We start from the raw sequence: 16028 nt of genomic DNA, 5'->3' as shown, positions 1-16028 counted from the left end.
AAAAAAAAATCAGAAAAATAAACCTCTCCAACAAAAATTAAATTCAATCTTACAATAGTCCGATCCTCTGGAACCTATCAGTCTGCCTGGTCTGGAATATTTTTATCCAAAGGCTCATCCATCACCACTTTAACTTTTTTAATTTTTCTGGTGTCCACTGCCATTATGGTAAATTCAAAATTTTTGAACCTGATCTTGGTTCCGTTTTTGGGAAGGTTGGAATTCAGCTCCAGTAATAAGCCTCCAAGAGATTCACTCTCCCCTTTAACCTCATCAAACAGCTGAATGTCCAATTCCAGCTTCTTGCAGAAATCGTTAAGGGAAATTTTACCTTCAAACAAATAAGTTCTGTCATCCAGCCTTTTGAACAAGTATTCCTCCACCTCATCAAACTCATCATTGATATCACCAATGATTTCCTCAATCAGGTCTTCCAGGGTAACAAGCCCTGAGGTGCCTCCATATTCATCGACTACGATGGCCATGTGAACCCGCTTGTTTTTAAAGTTTTTAAGCAAATCTGCCAGCTTTTTGTTTTCGGGAATAAAATACCCTTTCCTGATCAGGTCCTGCCATTGAAAATGTTCATCCTTTTCAATATGTTCCAAAAGATCTTTGATGTAAAGTATTCCCTTGATATGATCAATGGTATCCTCATAAACCGGAATTCTTGAATAGCCACTTTTGTTGATTTTATCCATTAATTCATGAAAATCCATCTCCAGGTCCACAGCTGTCAGATCCATTCGGGACTTCATTACCTGTTTTACGGATAAGGTCCCGAAATTTACTATTCCTTTTAATATATCTCTTTCATTATTGCTGGTGTCCAGGGAAGTAATTTCCAGAGCCTGGTGTAGCTCATCCACAGACAGGGAATACCCTTTTCTTTCTATGCGTCTTTCTATCACATTGCTCATTGCCATCAGCATATAAGATAGAGGGCTCAGCAGAATTGAAAAATAATAAATGAAACTCCCCGTCAGCCTGGAAAAAGCAACCCTGGCAGAATTGGCATATACTTTTGGTATTATCTCACCGATAAAAACGATCGCAAAGGTGACACCTATGGTTTGGAATAGGATAATGATGATCCCTGAAGTATCAGTCCCAAAAACCGACCAGGTAAAAAATGTGGTTAGGGTCACAATACTGATATTGATCATGTTATTGAGAATCAATATGGTACTCAATAACTTTTGAGGGTTTTCAATCAGTGCAATTATTTTTTTCGAACGCTCATCAGACACTTCCTGAATGGATTCCACATCTTCATGGTCCAATGAAAAAAAAGCTACTTCTGATCCGGAAACCAAGGCTGATAAGACCAATAAAACGAAAAACAAAATCGTATTGGCTACCAGGTAAACCGGTGAAACAGCCAGTAAGTCGGCCAACAGCAGCAAACTCGGGTAGGGGTCGTCCATTAATAAACTAATCTTATTTTTTGCAAAGCTAAGGATTTTAACCGAAACCCTATCCTATCAAAATGGTAAATCATCTGTTCCATCTTCCTCATTATCAATGGATGGCTCTGAAGCGACCTGATTTCGGTTGCTGCCTGCAGCATTGCCAGACATATTTTCCATGCCCGATGGACCTCCATCCTGCCCTGTACTTCTGGATCCCAACATGGTGAAACTAAGCACCCTGATCCTGATTTTTTTCCTGTTATTGCCCTGCTCATCCTGCCAGGTATCGGATTTAATTTTTCCTTCTACATATATCTGACTACCTTTTTTAAGGTATTGCTCTGCTACCCTTGCCTGTCCATCCCAGAGCTCCAGGTCATGCCATTCCGTATTTTCCACCCGGTTACCAGAGCGATCCTTATAGGCTTCTGTAGTCGCTAACCTAAGGTTGGCGACTACTTTATCTCCTTCCAGATGCTTGACTTCAGGGTCAGCTCCAAGGTTGCCTATCAAAATAACTTTATTAACTCCCGCCATATTTTTTTGTGATTTTTAGTTGGTACAAAAAGCTAAATAAATATAATCAATTATTTGATTTGATTCAAATACCTCAAGATCAATTTCGGTTTGCCCACCTCCTCTAATCTCTCTTCATCTACCAGGGAATAATTTTTACCTTCAGCCCAGGATTCCAAGGCCTCCTTCTGGCCGGGTCTCAAGGTAACTTTCACAAAGGAAGCGAAAATTTTCTGATGGGTAAGAAGGTGCTTTAGTGGTTTTTCTCCCGACAGCCCAAAAACCGGTCCAAAAGAAGAAAGTTCGTTGAAAAGCGACAGATTTTCAGGTTGAGGTGATTGGATTTCCTCCATGGATTGACATTCATCTAAAGGAAAATCTACAAGGCCTTGCCATATATCATTGGGTCCTCTCCTGTTTACCACAGTGTACCCTCCTGCCTGTATGTGATAATAAATAAAATACCTGGATCTCACTTTTACTTTTTTCTCCTTGACCGGCAATGCTGCCACCATATCGTTTTTCCGGGCAAAGCAATTTACCCTAAGTGGGCAGCTACCGCAATCCGGGTTTTTAGGCACACATTGCAGGGCACCAAATTCCATAATTGCCTGGTTGTATTGGTCCGGTTGCTTTTCAGGAATTATTTGGTTGGCAAGCGTTTCAAACTCTTTTTTCCCGGCAGTAGAGCCTATATCGGAATAAATGCCAAAATACCGTGAAAGCAGCCTGTACACATTTCCATCTACTACTGCTACTGCTTCCCGATACGAAAAGGAGGCAATAGCGGCCGCGGTGTATGGACCAACACCTTTTAGTTTCAGAAGGTCCGTGTAATTGTCCGGAAAGCTGCCTTCCCATTTATCCACAATCTCCCGTGCACATGCATGCAGGTTGCGGGCCCGACTATAATAGCCCAGCCCCTGCCAGGTGCGCAGTATTTCTTCCTCAGGGGCTGCTGCCAGTTGTGACACTGTGGGAAATTTTTCCACAAAAGTACGGAAATAGGGCAGTCCCTGAGCCACTCGGGTCTGCTGCAAAATTATTTCAGACAACCAAATGATATATGGGTCCTTTGTGCCTCTCCAAGGCAAATCCCGACGGTGAACCGGATACCAACGAAGAAGTTTTTCAGTGAAATAGGAAAATGTCAAAATTAACAAAGGTTTGTTGATTCATTTTAATTTAGCAAAACAAGCTAATTTTATTGATTTTATTTTTTAATTGGAATGGTTATTGTAAATTTGCACTCCCAAAATTACTTGGTTAATAGGAGGTTAAGCCTCTATTGAATTACACAATAAAATTTAAAGACAGTGACTAAAGCAGAGGTAATCACAAAGATTTCAGAGAAGACAGGAATTCAAAAGGACGATGTTACACAAACCGTTGAAGCGTTTTTTAAAGTTGTAAAGGATTCAATGGCGGAAGGAGATAACATTTATGTCAGAGGTTTTGGCAGCTTTATCAACAAGAAAAGAGCTAAAAAAATTGCGAGAAACATTTCCAAAAACACGGCTATCGTAATAGATGAGCATTATGTTCCCGCTTTTAAACCTTCCAAATCTTTTATTGAAAAAATCAAGAACAGCCAAACCGTTAAAGAATTGGCACCCCAGGAATAATTACCTGGAAAATTAAACTTATGAAAAGATCCCAAATTGTTTTCGTCCTGGCCGGATTGCTGCTTACTTACCTGCTTTACAGATTGCCAATGGTAGTCGTGGACAATGAGGAGCAGCAACTTGCTGAAGGCGGTGGTGGTTTGGGATCTGATTTTTCTACTGATGGAGACACTCACAACAGTTCACTGGATCAACGTGATCTGGAAGTAATCGAAAACCTCATGGCGGAGATGGAAGGTGAACCTGATGACAAAAATTTTGTTATCTTTGCAGATTCCATTGCCAAAGTTTATGAAGCTGGTGGAAAAATTGATAGTGCCGCTTACTTTTACAGTTTAATTGCTGAAAAAGTACCCGGTATTGAAAACTGGGAAAAGGCGGGTAATACTTATTATGAGGCTTTTGGGTTTTCTATGGATGATGCCAAAACCGAAAGGTTGGCAGAAAACACCAGGGAGTATCTTGGAAAAGTATTGGAAAGCCAACCTGAAAGACTTGATCTGAAAACCAAGATAGCCATGACATACGTGTCTTCTTCCAATCCCATGCAAGGAATAACCATGCTCAGGGAAATTCTTGAAGAGGACCCGGATAATGAAGAAGCTTTGTTTAACATGGGCATACTATCCATGCAAAGCGGACAGTATAAAAGGGCTGTGGAGCGATTCGAAAAACTGGTAGCCAATCATCCTAACAATATTCAGGGTCAGTTTTATTTGGGGGTTAGCTTATTTGAATCCAACCAAAAAGACCGGGCCAGAGAGCAATTGCAGTCTTTAAAAGGAAAGACGGATGATCCTCAGATCCTGTCCGGAATAGAGAATTACTTAGATAGATTATAGTTATAATATTGTTAAACTTTAAACCATAAAATTATGCCTTGCGGTAAAAAAAGGAAGAGACATAAGATTGCTACGCACAAGCGTAAGAAAAGATTAAGGAAAAACAGACACAAGAAGAAGTAAGTGTACTTCTTTGAATCATTTAACACGTTCTTTTATTTTATAACAGAGACACAATTTGAGTTCAGAATTATTAATTGATTCATCTCAAAATGGTAGTCGCATCGCCTTGTTGAAAAACAAAAGCTTGATTGAACTTCACGTTGAAGAGGAAGACAACAAGTTTAAGGTTGGTGATATTTATCTTGGAACTGTAAAGAAAATCGTCAATGGCTTGAATGCCGCTTTTATAGACGTAGGTTTTGAAAAAGACGCTTTTTTACATTATCAAGATCTTGGACCACGGGTAAACAGTTTAAACAAACTGGTAAAACTAATCCGGAATAAAAACCGAAAGGAATTAAACCTGAAAGGTTTTGAAAACGAACCTGAAATAGACAAGTTGGGTAAAATTTCCCAGGTTTTGTCAAAAAACAATCAGGTTCTTGTTCAGGTGGTCAAGGAACCGATATCAACAAAAGGCCCGCGATTATCCTGTGAGCTCTCCCTTGCTGGTCGATACCTGGTGTTGGTACCTTTTTCTGACACGGTCAATGTATCCAAAAAGATACGTAGTGCCGAAGAGAGAAGAAGGTTATCCAGACTTATCACATCCATCAAACCCGTAAATTTTGGGGTTATTATCCGTACTGTTGCAGAAGGACAATCTGTCACAGAGCTGGATAAAGATCTCAGAAACCTCCTTGAGGCCTGGGAAGAAGGTATGAGTAAGTTGCAAAAAGCCAAGGTAAAAGACAAAATCATCGGAGAAATGAGTCTGGCCTCTTCTATTATCAGAGACCTGCTCAACGAATCTTTCGACGCAATCACGGTAGAGGACGAAGTAATTTACGATCAGATGCGATCTTATATAAGATCCATTGCTCCAGAAAAAGAAAAAATTGTTAAGCTTTTCAACGGAAAAGCAAAGCTCTTTGAAAGTTTTGGTATTGAAAAACAGATCAAAAGCCTGTTTGGATCTGCTGTTAGCCTACCTCAGGGCGGTTATCTCATTATTGAGCATACCGAAGCCCTACATGTGGTGGATGTAAACAGTGGCAACAAGTCCAATCAGGAAAGTGATCAGGAAAATACAGGCCTTAAAACCAATTTAGTGGCTGTAAAAGAAATTGCAAGACAATTGAGGCTTAGAGACATGGGGGGTATCATCGTTATCGATTTTATCGATATGAAAAAGGCAGAAAATAAGCGGGCCATTTTTGAAGCGATGAAAGATGCCATGAGAGATGACCGCTCTAAAAACACGGTACTCCCGCTTACCAAATTCGGATTGATGCAAATCACCCGGCAGCGAGTCAGGCCCGAAATGAACATTGTCACAAAAGAGACCTGCCCTTCCTGCAATGGAACAGGGAAAATTCAGGCTTCCATATTGGTGGCTGACAAATTGGAAAAAGATTTAGAACATCTTGCAACACATCAAAACGAATCGAAGATTAAAATAGCCTTGCATCCCTATTTATATGCCTATTTTACACATGGCATGATTTCCAAAAGGGTACAATGGTTTTTTAAATATTACAAATGGATCAGTCTGATTAAAGATTCTTCACTACCGGTGACGGAGTACAAATTCCTGGATCATTCAGGAGAACCTATAGAAGTTATTGTTAAAAGCGAGTCTGAATAAGACCCGCTTTTTTTTATTATTGAACCGCTATTTTTGGGTTGGGACCATATTGGTTATCCGGTTTGCTATCCTCGACCATAAAAACGATAAGCACAATTAGTCCGATTATCGGAATGAGCCCTATCAAAATCCACAATCCCGACCGGCCGGTATCGTGAAGTCTTCTCACTGCCACTGCAATACCTGGAATAAATACACCCAAACTGTAAATCATACTGAGGAAATTACTGTCCAGAAAAGTCCCCACAATGCCGATTCCAATACTCACCAGTACATTGAACAAAACGAAATACCAATATTCACTTCTTCTGGCGCGCCCATCAAATTGAGCATATTTGTTTTTTAATACATCAAGATAATAATCAAAAGGTTGTGGTTGAGGATTCATAGTATCTGGTTTTATGGTGGAAATTGAAAAGATTTAAACTAAAATTTTATATAGCCAATTCCAAATTAGATCTCCAAATTTTTTTGAAAAGTCAATCTTTTTTACAATTTATCCTTGTAATCTGATAAATCCCCTTCAATGTCAGGTGGATGTCCATGAGGTCAAATTCGGCTGACAGGTGCTGCATCACCGGAGACAGGCCTCCGGTAGCAAGGACCTTAAATTTCATTTGAGTTTCCGCTGAAATGGATGCCAGCATTCCTTTAACCAATCCCGTATATCCATAAAAAATACCTGACTGAATGGCCTGGACGGTGTTTTTCCCCAATACGGAATCGGGCATCTCCAGGCTTACTTTTGGCAATCTGGCCGTACCGGTAAACAATGAATTTATAGCCGTTTTGATACCAGGCACAATATTGATCCCGATCACATTGCCCTGACTGTCTATGATGCTAAAAGTAAGGGCTGTGCCAAAATCCACAACGATACAAGCTTCTTTGAAGCAGTCATAGGCAGCTGTAATATTGGCCATCAAATCAGACCCTATTTCTTCAGGATTGGTAGTTTTAACCAGGAGCTTATCATAGCTTTTTTCATTGATCAGGTATGGCATCCGACCAAAAAAATTTTCCATGCATCTCAACAATACTGTTTTTAAATCAGGGACTACAGTACTCAACCCAATGCCATCGATGGAGTCAGGATGCAGGCCGTTCTCCAGAAAAAACAAACCCAAAGCTTTTTCCAATTGTAAAACGGATAATTTTTTGGTGGTTTCTACCCGAAGTACATTAAGCCAGGAATCACTGCTTTCCTCATAAATTCCAAAAACAATATTTGAATTTCCTGCATCTACTGATAAAAACATGGCGTATACGATTACGTTTTCAAATATAAAAACTGATACAGGAATCCCCTGCTCAAGACAAATATTTATTTTTTTAGTAAGCACCCGATTTTACAGCTAATCTGATCCATTTTTATTAATTTCAAATCATGTACACTGTTAGAGAAGGAAAAAAAGAAGATCTGCCAGCGATATTTGACCTGATCAAGGAGCTGGCCCTGTATGAAAAAGCACCTGAAGAAGTGACCAATACTTTGGAAATGATGGAAAAAGACGGTTTTGGTCCGCAACCTGTTTTTGGTTTTTTTGTGGTAGTTAGGGACGAAGATCAATCGATCATTGGAACGGCAATTTATTATTTCAGGTACAGTACCTGGAAGGGGAAAAGGCTTTACCTTGAAGATTACATCATCACCGAGCAGGAAAGAGGTAAGGGAGCCGGCAAATTGCTTTTTGAAAGGGTACTGGCAAAATCACTGGAAGAAAAATGTACCGGAATGATGTGGCAGGTTTTGGATTGGAATGAACCTGCGATTAAGTTTTACGAAAAATACGGTGCCAGCTTTGAAGAAGAATGGCTCAATTGCCATTTGCAGGCGGAGGAAATAACCTCACTGATTCAATCCTGAAAAGGTATTTAGAAAAGTTAAAACCCAAGGAGCCTAATTCTTGTTGTGTAAATATGAAAGGATTCAGATTCACTAAATTCGTTCCCCAAAAAGACCCGGATAAAAATTCCTTTGAACAGCTTTTGGATATATTTCTACAACTAATCACCATGACTGGTGGAGATGTGGCAGAAGCCTTAAGTTGGCTTACCAATCTGGACAAACGATATAACATGACCAAACCAGGATATGGGATTGGTGATTTTATAGAGGATTTAAAAAGCAAGGGCTATCTGGATGAAAAGCAGGGTAAGGGAGAATTAAAAATCACCGGAAAATCCGAGCAGACCATAAGGAAAAGCGCGCTGGAGGAAATATTCGGAAAGTTGAAAAAAGGGAAAGGAGGGCAACACAAAACCACCCATACCGGACCTGGAGAGGAAAGGGGCTCGGACCGAAGGCCTTTTCAGTTTGGGGATAATCTGGATCAGATCGCTCTGACGGATTCCCTGCGGAATGCCCAGGCCAATCATGGTTTTTCCGGAGACTATTTATTGACTGAAGATGATCTGGAGGTGGTGGAAAGTGAAATGCGCACCCAGACATCAACCGTTTTGATGATTGATATTTCACACTCCATGATCCTTTATGGAGAAGACAGGATTACACCAGCCAAAAAAGTAGCCATGGCACTGGCTGAACTCATCAAGACGCGTTACCCTAAAGACACGCTGGATATTATCGTATTTGGCAATGATGCCTGGCAAATAGAGATAAAGGATCTCCCCTACTTGCAAGTAGGTCCTTATCATACCAATACAGTGGCCGGTTTGGAATTGGCCATGGATCTGTTGAGAAGAAGAAAAAATCCAAACAAGCAGATTTTTATGATTACAGATGGAAAACCCACCTGTATGAAAGTTGGCATCAAGTATTATAAAAACAGCTTCGGAATTGATAGCAAAATCCTAAAAGAAACCCTGAAACTTGCAGCTCAATGTAGAAAATTAAAAATTCCTGTAACCACTTTTATGATTGCCTCTGACCCTTACCTCAAAGAATTTGTAAAGGAATTCACGACGGTTAACAATGGAAATGCCTATTACAGTAACCTGAAAGGCTTGGGTCATTTGATTTTCGAAGATTACAGGCGAAACCGAACCAAACGTTTTTAAAGCATGGAATACACAAAAATGACCAGCAAAGAGATACAAAAAATAAAAACTTTAGGCCAGTTAAAAGCCTCAGGTTATTCACACAAAACCATTAAAGAAGAACTAAGAAGTAACCTGATCAAGAAAATAAAAAATAAAGAGAATGTTTTTGAAGGCATATGGGGATATGAAGATACGGTGATACCTGATATAGAAAGGGCCATACTTTCCAAACACAGCATCAACTTGCTAGGTCTGAGGGGGCAGGCCAAAACAAGAATAGCCAGAATGATGACCCTCCTGCTTGATGATTTTGTTCCGGTGGTAAAAGGGTCTGAATTGAATGATGACCCGCTAATGCCCATTTCTACATTTGCGCGACAGGTGATTGAAGAAAAGGGAGACGATACCCCGATAAACTGGTGGGCAAAAGAAGACCGGTATACAGAAAAACTGGCTACTCCCGATGTATCCGTTGCGGACTTAATAGGAGACGTGGACCCCATCAAGGCAGCGACCATGAAACTTTCATACAACGACGAAAGGGTCATCCATTTTGGTTTGGTTCCCCGGTCCCACCGGTCTATTTTCGTAATCAACGAATTGCCGGATTTACAAGCCAGAATTCAGGTAGCCTTATTCAACATCCTTCAGGAAGGCGATATTCAAATCCGGGGCTTCAAACTCAGATTACCTCTGGATATCCAATTTGTCTTTACTGCAAATCCTGAAGATTACACCAACCGTGGTAGCATTGTCACACCCCTTAAAGACAGGATAGAAAGCCAAATTATCACCCACTACCCAAAAAGTATTGCCATTGGCAGAAAAATCACTGAGCAGGAAGCAAAACTGAAAGGAAGGCCATTGGAAAAAATCCATGTTCCTGAGCTGATGAAAGACCTGATCGAACAGATTGCGGTAGAGGCCCGTGAAAGTGAATACGTAGACGAAAAAAGTGGGGTATCGGCCAGGTTGACGATATCTGCTTACGAAAACCTGATCTCTGCCGCAGAGAGGAGGCTTTACCTCAATGGGGAAACCAACACCATGGTTAGAATAGTGGACCTCATTGGGGTGATTCCCGCAATTACCGGCAAAGTGGAGCTCGTGTACGAGGGAGAACAGGAAGGTGCCGGATTGGTGGCTTATAACCTGATCGGAAAAGCCATAAGAAATCTTTTTGTACAATATTTCCCATCACCAGAGCAAAAGAAAAAAGATAAGGAAAAAGAAGGCAACCCTTATGTCCTTCCCTTGTCCTGGTTTGGAGAGGGCAACAGTCTGGATATTTTGGCCAGCCAGAGCGATAAAGAATATAAAAAAGCCCTTCTTGAAGTCCCTGGGCTGGAAAAAATAACAACACAATTTGTGGAAGGCCTACCGGAAAAAGAAAAGGAATTCTACATGGAGTTTGCCCTTCACGGCCTGGCGGAATACAGCCAATTGAGTAAAAAACTGCTGGATACCGGTATGCAGTTTAAAGATCTTTTCAGCAGCATGTTTGATCTGGGTGCACCAGGCCTGGATGAGGAAGATGAAGACGATGATTTCAATTAAAGATAAAAAAGGGAGGGAATAAATTTTTCCCTCCCTTCTTCTTTAGGGGCTTTTCCCTTCTTCAATTTAAATCCCTCGGGCTTACAAAAATACAAACTTTCCATTTATCAATAATACCGCCCAATCAAGGGGTGATCTACGATCGTTTTTTTGAGTGCCAGGGGTTTGATGGTTCCGGGTACCTTGTAGTGGACTTTTCCACCTGGTTCTATCAATAAGGTCAGTGGGAGGCTACCATCCCAATCATTTTTAACCACATCTATGATGGCATACTTGTCGTCAGTATCCACCAGATAATTGGTGGTAGCTGAATGTTTTTTCTGGAGGAATTTTAAGGCTTTGTCGGCGGATTCCGGATTATCCAGACTTACGGACACAAACTCAAAATCCCTGTTACCATACATCCGCTGTATTTCGATAAACTCCGGATATTCTACAATACAGGGGCCACACCAGGTTGCCCAGAAATTCACCAACCTCAACTGATCGCTGTTATTCTGCAATAATTCCTCCAGGTCTGCCAAGCTGATCTTATTCAGTTCCACTGGCTTTTTCTTCCAGTCTTCGTTAACCTTTAGGGTGTACTCATTTTTCCAGGCCCACTTAATGGAACAACCGAAAGCAGGAGTTGTGGCTTTGTCTTCAGCCAATTGTTCTCCTTTCAGGGTTTTTTCAATGGCATATTTGGCATCTTCAGCCTGCCCCGTCCCGGGTTTTTCAGAGGCATCTATTCTTCCCTGATAAGTCAGTTTCCTGTCTTTGTCAAAAACAAAGATATGGGGTGTTGCAGTAGGGCCATAAGCTGTTGAAAAATGATGCTCATCCCCATCGTAAAGATAGGGGAAGTTATAATTCATTTCTTCAGCCCTGACCTTCATGCTCTCAAAATCATCGTTCAGATCAGTATAGCCAAGCTCTTCAGGAAGTACGGCAATGGGAGAATTGGGAGATATGGCAATAAACTGCACTCCCTGCTCACTGTAAGTATTCACCAGATCATTGAACCTTTCTTCATATGCCTGTGCTGTGGGACAATGGTTACAGGTAAAGTTAATGACCAACACCTCTTTATCATCAAAATCTGACAATTTATAATATTGTCCATCCACCCCAGGCAGCTTAAAATCTGGTGCCTGCTCCCCAATGGCCAGCGTAGCCACCGGCTTTTCTTCCACCACCTTAGGATCCGGTGTGAAAAATGGAGATGCAGCAGCAGTAGACTCCTCTTCTTTACCCGAATTTTCTTTCCCCTCCCCACAAGCAGACAAAAGGGAAACCATTAACAGGAAAGTGAAAGATTTCATTGATACAACTAATGAATTTGAATAGGTCATATTGGAATAGGTTTATTGATAAAATTAAATTTAATCAATATACCTATTAAATAAAACCATAAGAAACTAAAGCTCAGTGTAAACGAATGAAAAAAATTACCTGTCTATTAAAATTCCTACCCTACTGAATACCTAATAAATAGTTCCAGTAAGTTGAAGCAATTAATAGGCATCCTCTGCTTTAAAGGACCTTATGGTAAAAAAAACACTGCTTCCAATAAGAAAATGCCGGGTAGGACTGGCCCTGACATAAATGGACTTTCCAGCTTCATCACTCAGCTTTACCATCTGGTGATCCCCAAAATAAGCACAATGGAGAACTGTTCCAATAAGTGCCTGTCTCAGGCTTTTTTTGAATTTTATTTCTTCCGGGCGAAAGAGTATCCTTACTTTATCCTGAAATATCCTGGATCTTTCGTCAGCGATAAAGCCGAAAGGGGTATAAAAACCATCTTCGGTCGCAGTGGCCAAAATTTGATTTCGTCTTCCAAAGAAGTTGGCCACATAAGCATTGACCGGATCTTCATACAATTTCCGGGGAGTATCCAATTGCTGCAGGTGACCTTTGTGAAGGATGGCAATGCGGTCTGCCGTAGATAATGCGTCTCGGGTATCGTGGGTAACAAAAATGGCAGTAATTCCTGTTCGTTTTATAATTTGTCTCATTTCCTCCCTTACCTGATCCTTTAGCATGGCATCCAGGTTGCTAAATGGCTCATCCAATAGCAATATGGTTGGATTTGGGGCCAGAGCCCTGGCAAGGGCAACCCGCTGTTGTTGACCTCCGGAAAGCTGATGTGGGTACTTTTTGAAATTCTCTTTCAGCCCTACCAGTTGCAAGGATTCTTTGGCCAACTTTTCCGCATCCTGATTGGCATTCCTAATGCCATAGGTTACGTTTTCCAGAATATTCAGATGTGGAAATAAGGCATAATCCTGAAATACCATGCCCACTTTTCTTTTGTTTGCCGGCACAGACTTGCTGTCTTCCACCATGGTTTTACCAGACAATACAATGGCACCGCTATCCGGGTGCTCCAACCCGGAAATCAACCTGAGCAGCGTTGTTTTACCAGAACCGCTTGCGCCCACCAGCGCAAGTATTTCACCTTCCTTTACTTCAAAGGAAATGTTCTTTACCGCATAATCTTCAGATGTAGTATATTGTTTATCTATGCCCTGTAGCCTGAGTATACCCATGCAAAAATTTCTGATTTTGTCTATATGTTAACATTGCGGATCATCCTGTTAAGAAATATTATGGGCAATATTCCGGTGAGGATAATGATCAGCGCAGAATTAGCCGATTCTGCTATCATTTCATTAGTGGCCATGTCAAAAGCTTTGGTCGCCAGGGTATGGTAGTTAAACGGTCTAAGAATCAAAGTTAAGGGTAATTCTTTTAAAACATCTACAAAAACCAGCAAGATGGCGCTAAAAAAACTGGCCCTGACCAAAGGCAATTCTATTTTCCAGAGTGTTTTCCAGGAATTCTGACCCAAAAGCCGGCTGGCCTCATTGACCTGAATACCGGTTTTCTGAAACCCGGCATCAAGAGGGTGATAACCTACTGCCATAAAGCGGACCATATAGGCAAATAGCAATACCGAAACAGTTCCGGAAACGATCATTTGCCCATTTCCCATAAACAAATAATCCCTCAACCAGTGATCCAGTCCTATCACCGGCACCATGATGCCTATAGCGATCACCGCTCCGGGAATGGCATATCCCAGGATCGCAACTTTCGTCAGGTTCTTGAGCCAATTAAAGGGACTAAGTCGCAAACTGTACAACAATACCACTGAAAAAACAGCAACCAATAAACCGGAAACAGCAGCCAGACCAAAGCTCCTCAATACCAGGTAAAAAAAGTCAGAATTCATTGACTTCTCATAGCTTAACCAAACCCATTGAATGATCTGCAAAAAGGGAATAAAAAAACTGATCAGAAAAACCAGGGAACAGGCTGCAGTTAACACCCCTCTTTTTCCCCTTGAGAGCCTGACCCTTATCAAGGGCTTACTCATAAAATTGATGGGGGAAAACCGTTTTTTCCCCCTTTGAATGACTTCAAAAAATAGAATGGAAAATACCAATAGCATGAGGATTGCAGCCAAATAAATAGCGGTGGTTACGTCCCCCATGGAAAACCAGGAACGGAAAATGCCGGTGGTAAAAGTACCCACACCAAAATACTTCACTGTACCATAGTCGTTCAGCACTTCCATAGAGGCCAAAGCTATCCCTCCTACTATTGCTGGCCTCGCCATGGGCAAAGCGACTTTGATAAAAGTATACCAATCATTGCTACCCAATAAGGCCGCTGCCTCCTGAAATGTTCTTGACTGCTGTAAAAAAGAAGCCCTTGACAAGAGGTACACGTAGGGAAACAAGGTAATGGACAGAATAAATACAGCACCTGGAAGATTCATGATATCCAGTAAACTCCCCACCACCTGAATATCCAACTGATTTCTCAAAAAAGCCTGCAAAGGACCCGAATAATCAAGGAGTCCGGTATAGGTATACGCCATGATATACCCCGGGAACCCCAATGGCAAAATCAGGAGCCATTCAAAATGCTTTCTCAAGGGAAACTCACAGTGGGTCACTATCCAGGCCAGAGAAACACCCAACAAAAAAGTGATCGTAGCCACACCCATCAATAAAAGGAGGGTGTTTTGAAGATACCCGACCAGTAAATTCTCCGTCAAATGAGACCAGCTGCTTCCCGGCGAAGTAAAAAGTTTGACGAAAATGGTAAGCAAAGGGGTAGCAATCAATAACAGCACCAGCAAAGTACCCGTCATCCAGTTGTTCCACCAATAAAACCTTCTTTTGGCTAATCCCACGAACTAAATCCTGCCTCCCACTGCAGTTTCGATCAATTCCAACCTACTTTATCAAAAATAATTACTGCCTCACTGTTGTTCTCCCCTAAAAGAGAAAGGTTAATTTCATCAGCCTTAAAGTCGCCCCAGCTCTGAAGCAATTCAGATGGTGCTACTTTGGGATTGACCGGATATTCATAATTTACATTGGCCAATACTCCCTGAGCCTTCTCCCCGGATAAAAATTCTATCAACCTGATGGCATTTTCCTTATTCGGTGCATGACGGGTGACGCCCGCTCCGGAAACATTGATATGGGTACCCCTGTCATTCTGGTTTGGGAAAAAAATGCCCACCTGTTTGGCGGCCTTTACTGTTTCCTCATTGGCATCATTCAACATTATTCCTATATAATAACTATTCACTATAGCCACATCACCCTCTCCAGAAGCCACGGCTTTTACCTGATCCCTATCACTACCTTTGGGGTCTCTCGCCATATTGTTCAATAGTCCGGCAGCCCATTCTTCTGCTGCATCAGCTCCATGTGCCACAATAAGGGATGCAAGAAGAGATTGATTGTATATGTTTTCTGATGACCTGGTTAGAATTCTTCCTTTCCATTGTTCTTCAGTAAGGCTTTCATAAGAATCAAGGTCATCGGGATTGACCCGCTCTTTGTGATAAGCAAGAATCCGTGCCCGATAAGTCAACCCAAACCACATGCCTTCCGGATTGCGAAATTTGGAGGGAATGTTCGCATTGAGTACTTCTGAATCAACCGCCTGAAACAGGTTTTTCTCCTTTGCCCTGTGTAGTCTTCCAGCATCAACGGTGATCAACACATCTGCGGGTGATCCCTCCCCCTCTAATTCCAGCTTTTGAATAAGCTCATCAGCACTGGCACTCACTACATTTACCTTTATCCCCGTTTCTTCGGCAAAGGCATCAAACAACTGCTGATCTGCATCATAATGCCTGTGGGTGTATACATTCACTTCTTCACCGGTATTTTCTTTACAAGAGATGATACCTACCAAGAAGATAGAAGCAAATAATAATAAACTTTTAAAGTTGTCCATAATCGTGCTGCATTTTGAGGCAAAATTAGGTATTATTTAAAACAAATCTAAATAAAAGGAAAAAGATTTTTAT

General features: G+C 41.3%; 15 protein-coding genes. 6 read left to right on the top strand and 9 right to left on the bottom strand.

Features of this window, described 5'->3' with window-relative positions; genetic code table 11:
- Positions 1-77: 77 nt before the first annotated feature.
- The 3 genes from gldE to mutY are packed head-to-tail and all read right to left on the bottom strand — an operon-like array spanning position 78 to position 3082.
- Positions 78-1427: a gliding motility-associated protein GldE gene (gene gldE, locus G9Q97_RS21815; protein ID WP_166150885.1), complete on the bottom strand. Its 1350-nt coding sequence runs from the start codon at positions 1425-1427 to the stop codon at positions 78-80.
- Between the two features lie 57 nt (positions 1428-1484).
- Complete coding sequence (gene ssb, locus G9Q97_RS21810) at positions 1485-1949, bottom strand: single-stranded DNA-binding protein (RefSeq protein WP_166150883.1); 465 nt, start codon at positions 1947-1949, stop codon at positions 1485-1487.
- A 50-nt stretch (positions 1950-1999) separates the two neighbouring features.
- Positions 2000-3082 (bottom strand): A/G-specific adenine glycosylase, encoded by a 1083-nt coding sequence (gene mutY, locus G9Q97_RS21805; RefSeq protein ID WP_166150881.1) that lies wholly within the window; start codon positions 3080-3082, stop codon positions 2000-2002.
- A gap of 162 nt (positions 3083-3244) precedes the next feature.
- Here mutY and G9Q97_RS21800 point away from each other — a divergent pair, with 162 nt between their 5' ends.
- From G9Q97_RS21800 to G9Q97_RS21790, 3 genes are all read left to right on the top strand, one after another.
- Entirely contained in the window at positions 3245-3553 is a 309-nt protein-coding gene (locus G9Q97_RS21800) for an HU family DNA-binding protein (RefSeq protein ID WP_166150879.1), read from the top strand.
- A 20-nt stretch (positions 3554-3573) separates the two neighbouring features.
- On the top strand, positions 3574-4395 hold the full coding sequence (locus G9Q97_RS21795) for a tetratricopeptide repeat protein (RefSeq protein WP_166150877.1): 822 nt from the start codon (positions 3574-3576) through the stop codon (positions 4393-4395).
- 178 nt (positions 4396-4573) lie between these two features.
- Positions 4574-6145, top strand: a complete 1572-nt coding sequence (locus tag G9Q97_RS21790; protein ID WP_166150875.1) for an Rne/Rng family ribonuclease — start codon at positions 4574-4576, stop codon at positions 6143-6145.
- A gap of 16 nt (positions 6146-6161) precedes the next feature.
- On the opposite strand, the gene G9Q97_RS21785 is transcribed toward G9Q97_RS21790, so the two are convergent.
- Positions 6162-6533: a DUF805 domain-containing protein gene (locus G9Q97_RS21785; RefSeq protein ID WP_166150873.1), complete on the bottom strand. Its 372-nt coding sequence runs from the start codon at positions 6531-6533 to the stop codon at positions 6162-6164.
- Positions 6534-6624: 91 nt separating this feature from the next.
- Complete coding sequence (locus G9Q97_RS21780; RefSeq protein ID WP_166150871.1) at positions 6625-7404, bottom strand: type III pantothenate kinase; 780 nt, start codon at positions 7402-7404, stop codon at positions 6625-6627.
- A gap of 128 nt (positions 7405-7532) precedes the next feature.
- Here G9Q97_RS21780 and G9Q97_RS21775 point away from each other — a divergent pair, with 128 nt between their 5' ends.
- The 3 genes from G9Q97_RS21775 to G9Q97_RS21765 are packed head-to-tail and all read left to right on the top strand — an operon-like array spanning position 7533 to position 10705.
- Positions 7533-8012, top strand: coding sequence for a GNAT family N-acetyltransferase (locus G9Q97_RS21775; protein ID WP_166150869.1), 480 nt, complete (start codon positions 7533-7535; stop codon positions 8010-8012).
- 53 nt (positions 8013-8065) lie between these two features.
- Positions 8066-9166 (top strand): vWA domain-containing protein, encoded by a 1101-nt coding sequence (locus G9Q97_RS21770; RefSeq protein ID WP_166150867.1) that lies wholly within the window; start codon positions 8066-8068, stop codon positions 9164-9166.
- 3 nt (positions 9167-9169) lie between these two features.
- Positions 9170-10705 (top strand): P-loop NTPase family protein, encoded by a 1536-nt coding sequence (locus G9Q97_RS21765; protein WP_166150865.1) that lies wholly within the window; start codon positions 9170-9172, stop codon positions 10703-10705.
- Between the two features lie 107 nt (positions 10706-10812).
- Here G9Q97_RS21765 and G9Q97_RS21760 read toward each other — a convergent pair whose 3' ends face one another.
- The 4 genes from G9Q97_RS21760 to G9Q97_RS21745 all read right to left on the bottom strand — a co-directional run bounded on the left by G9Q97_RS21760 (position 10813) and on the right by G9Q97_RS21745 (position 15955).
- Positions 10813-12009: a redoxin domain-containing protein gene (locus G9Q97_RS21760; RefSeq protein ID WP_246255822.1), complete on the bottom strand. Its 1197-nt coding sequence runs from the start codon at positions 12007-12009 to the stop codon at positions 10813-10815.
- Positions 12010-12201: 192 nt separating this feature from the next.
- The gene (locus G9Q97_RS21755; RefSeq protein WP_166150863.1) at positions 12202-13239 is read right to left on the bottom strand and encodes an ABC transporter ATP-binding protein; all 1038 of its coding nucleotides are present in this window, start codon (positions 13237-13239) and stop codon (positions 12202-12204) included.
- Between the two features lie 20 nt (positions 13240-13259).
- On the bottom strand, positions 13260-14894 hold the full coding sequence (locus G9Q97_RS21750) for an ABC transporter permease (RefSeq protein WP_166150861.1): 1635 nt from the start codon (positions 14892-14894) through the stop codon (positions 13260-13262).
- A gap of 32 nt (positions 14895-14926) precedes the next feature.
- Positions 14927-15955 carry a Fe(3+) ABC transporter substrate-binding protein gene (locus G9Q97_RS21745; RefSeq protein ID WP_166150858.1) on the bottom strand — a complete coding sequence of 343 codons (1029 nt, stop codon included), beginning with the start codon at positions 15953-15955 and terminating at the stop codon, positions 14927-14929.
- Positions 15956-16028: the final 73 nt, after the last annotated feature.

Origin of the sequence: Cyclobacterium plantarum, assembly GCF_011290685.1 — a bacterium.
Classification (GTDB): Bacteria; Bacteroidota; Bacteroidia; order Cytophagales; family Cyclobacteriaceae; genus Cyclobacterium; species Cyclobacterium plantarum.
The sequence above is the reverse complement of the archived record's forward strand: the minus strand, read 5'-3'. Positions and strand labels throughout refer to the sequence as shown.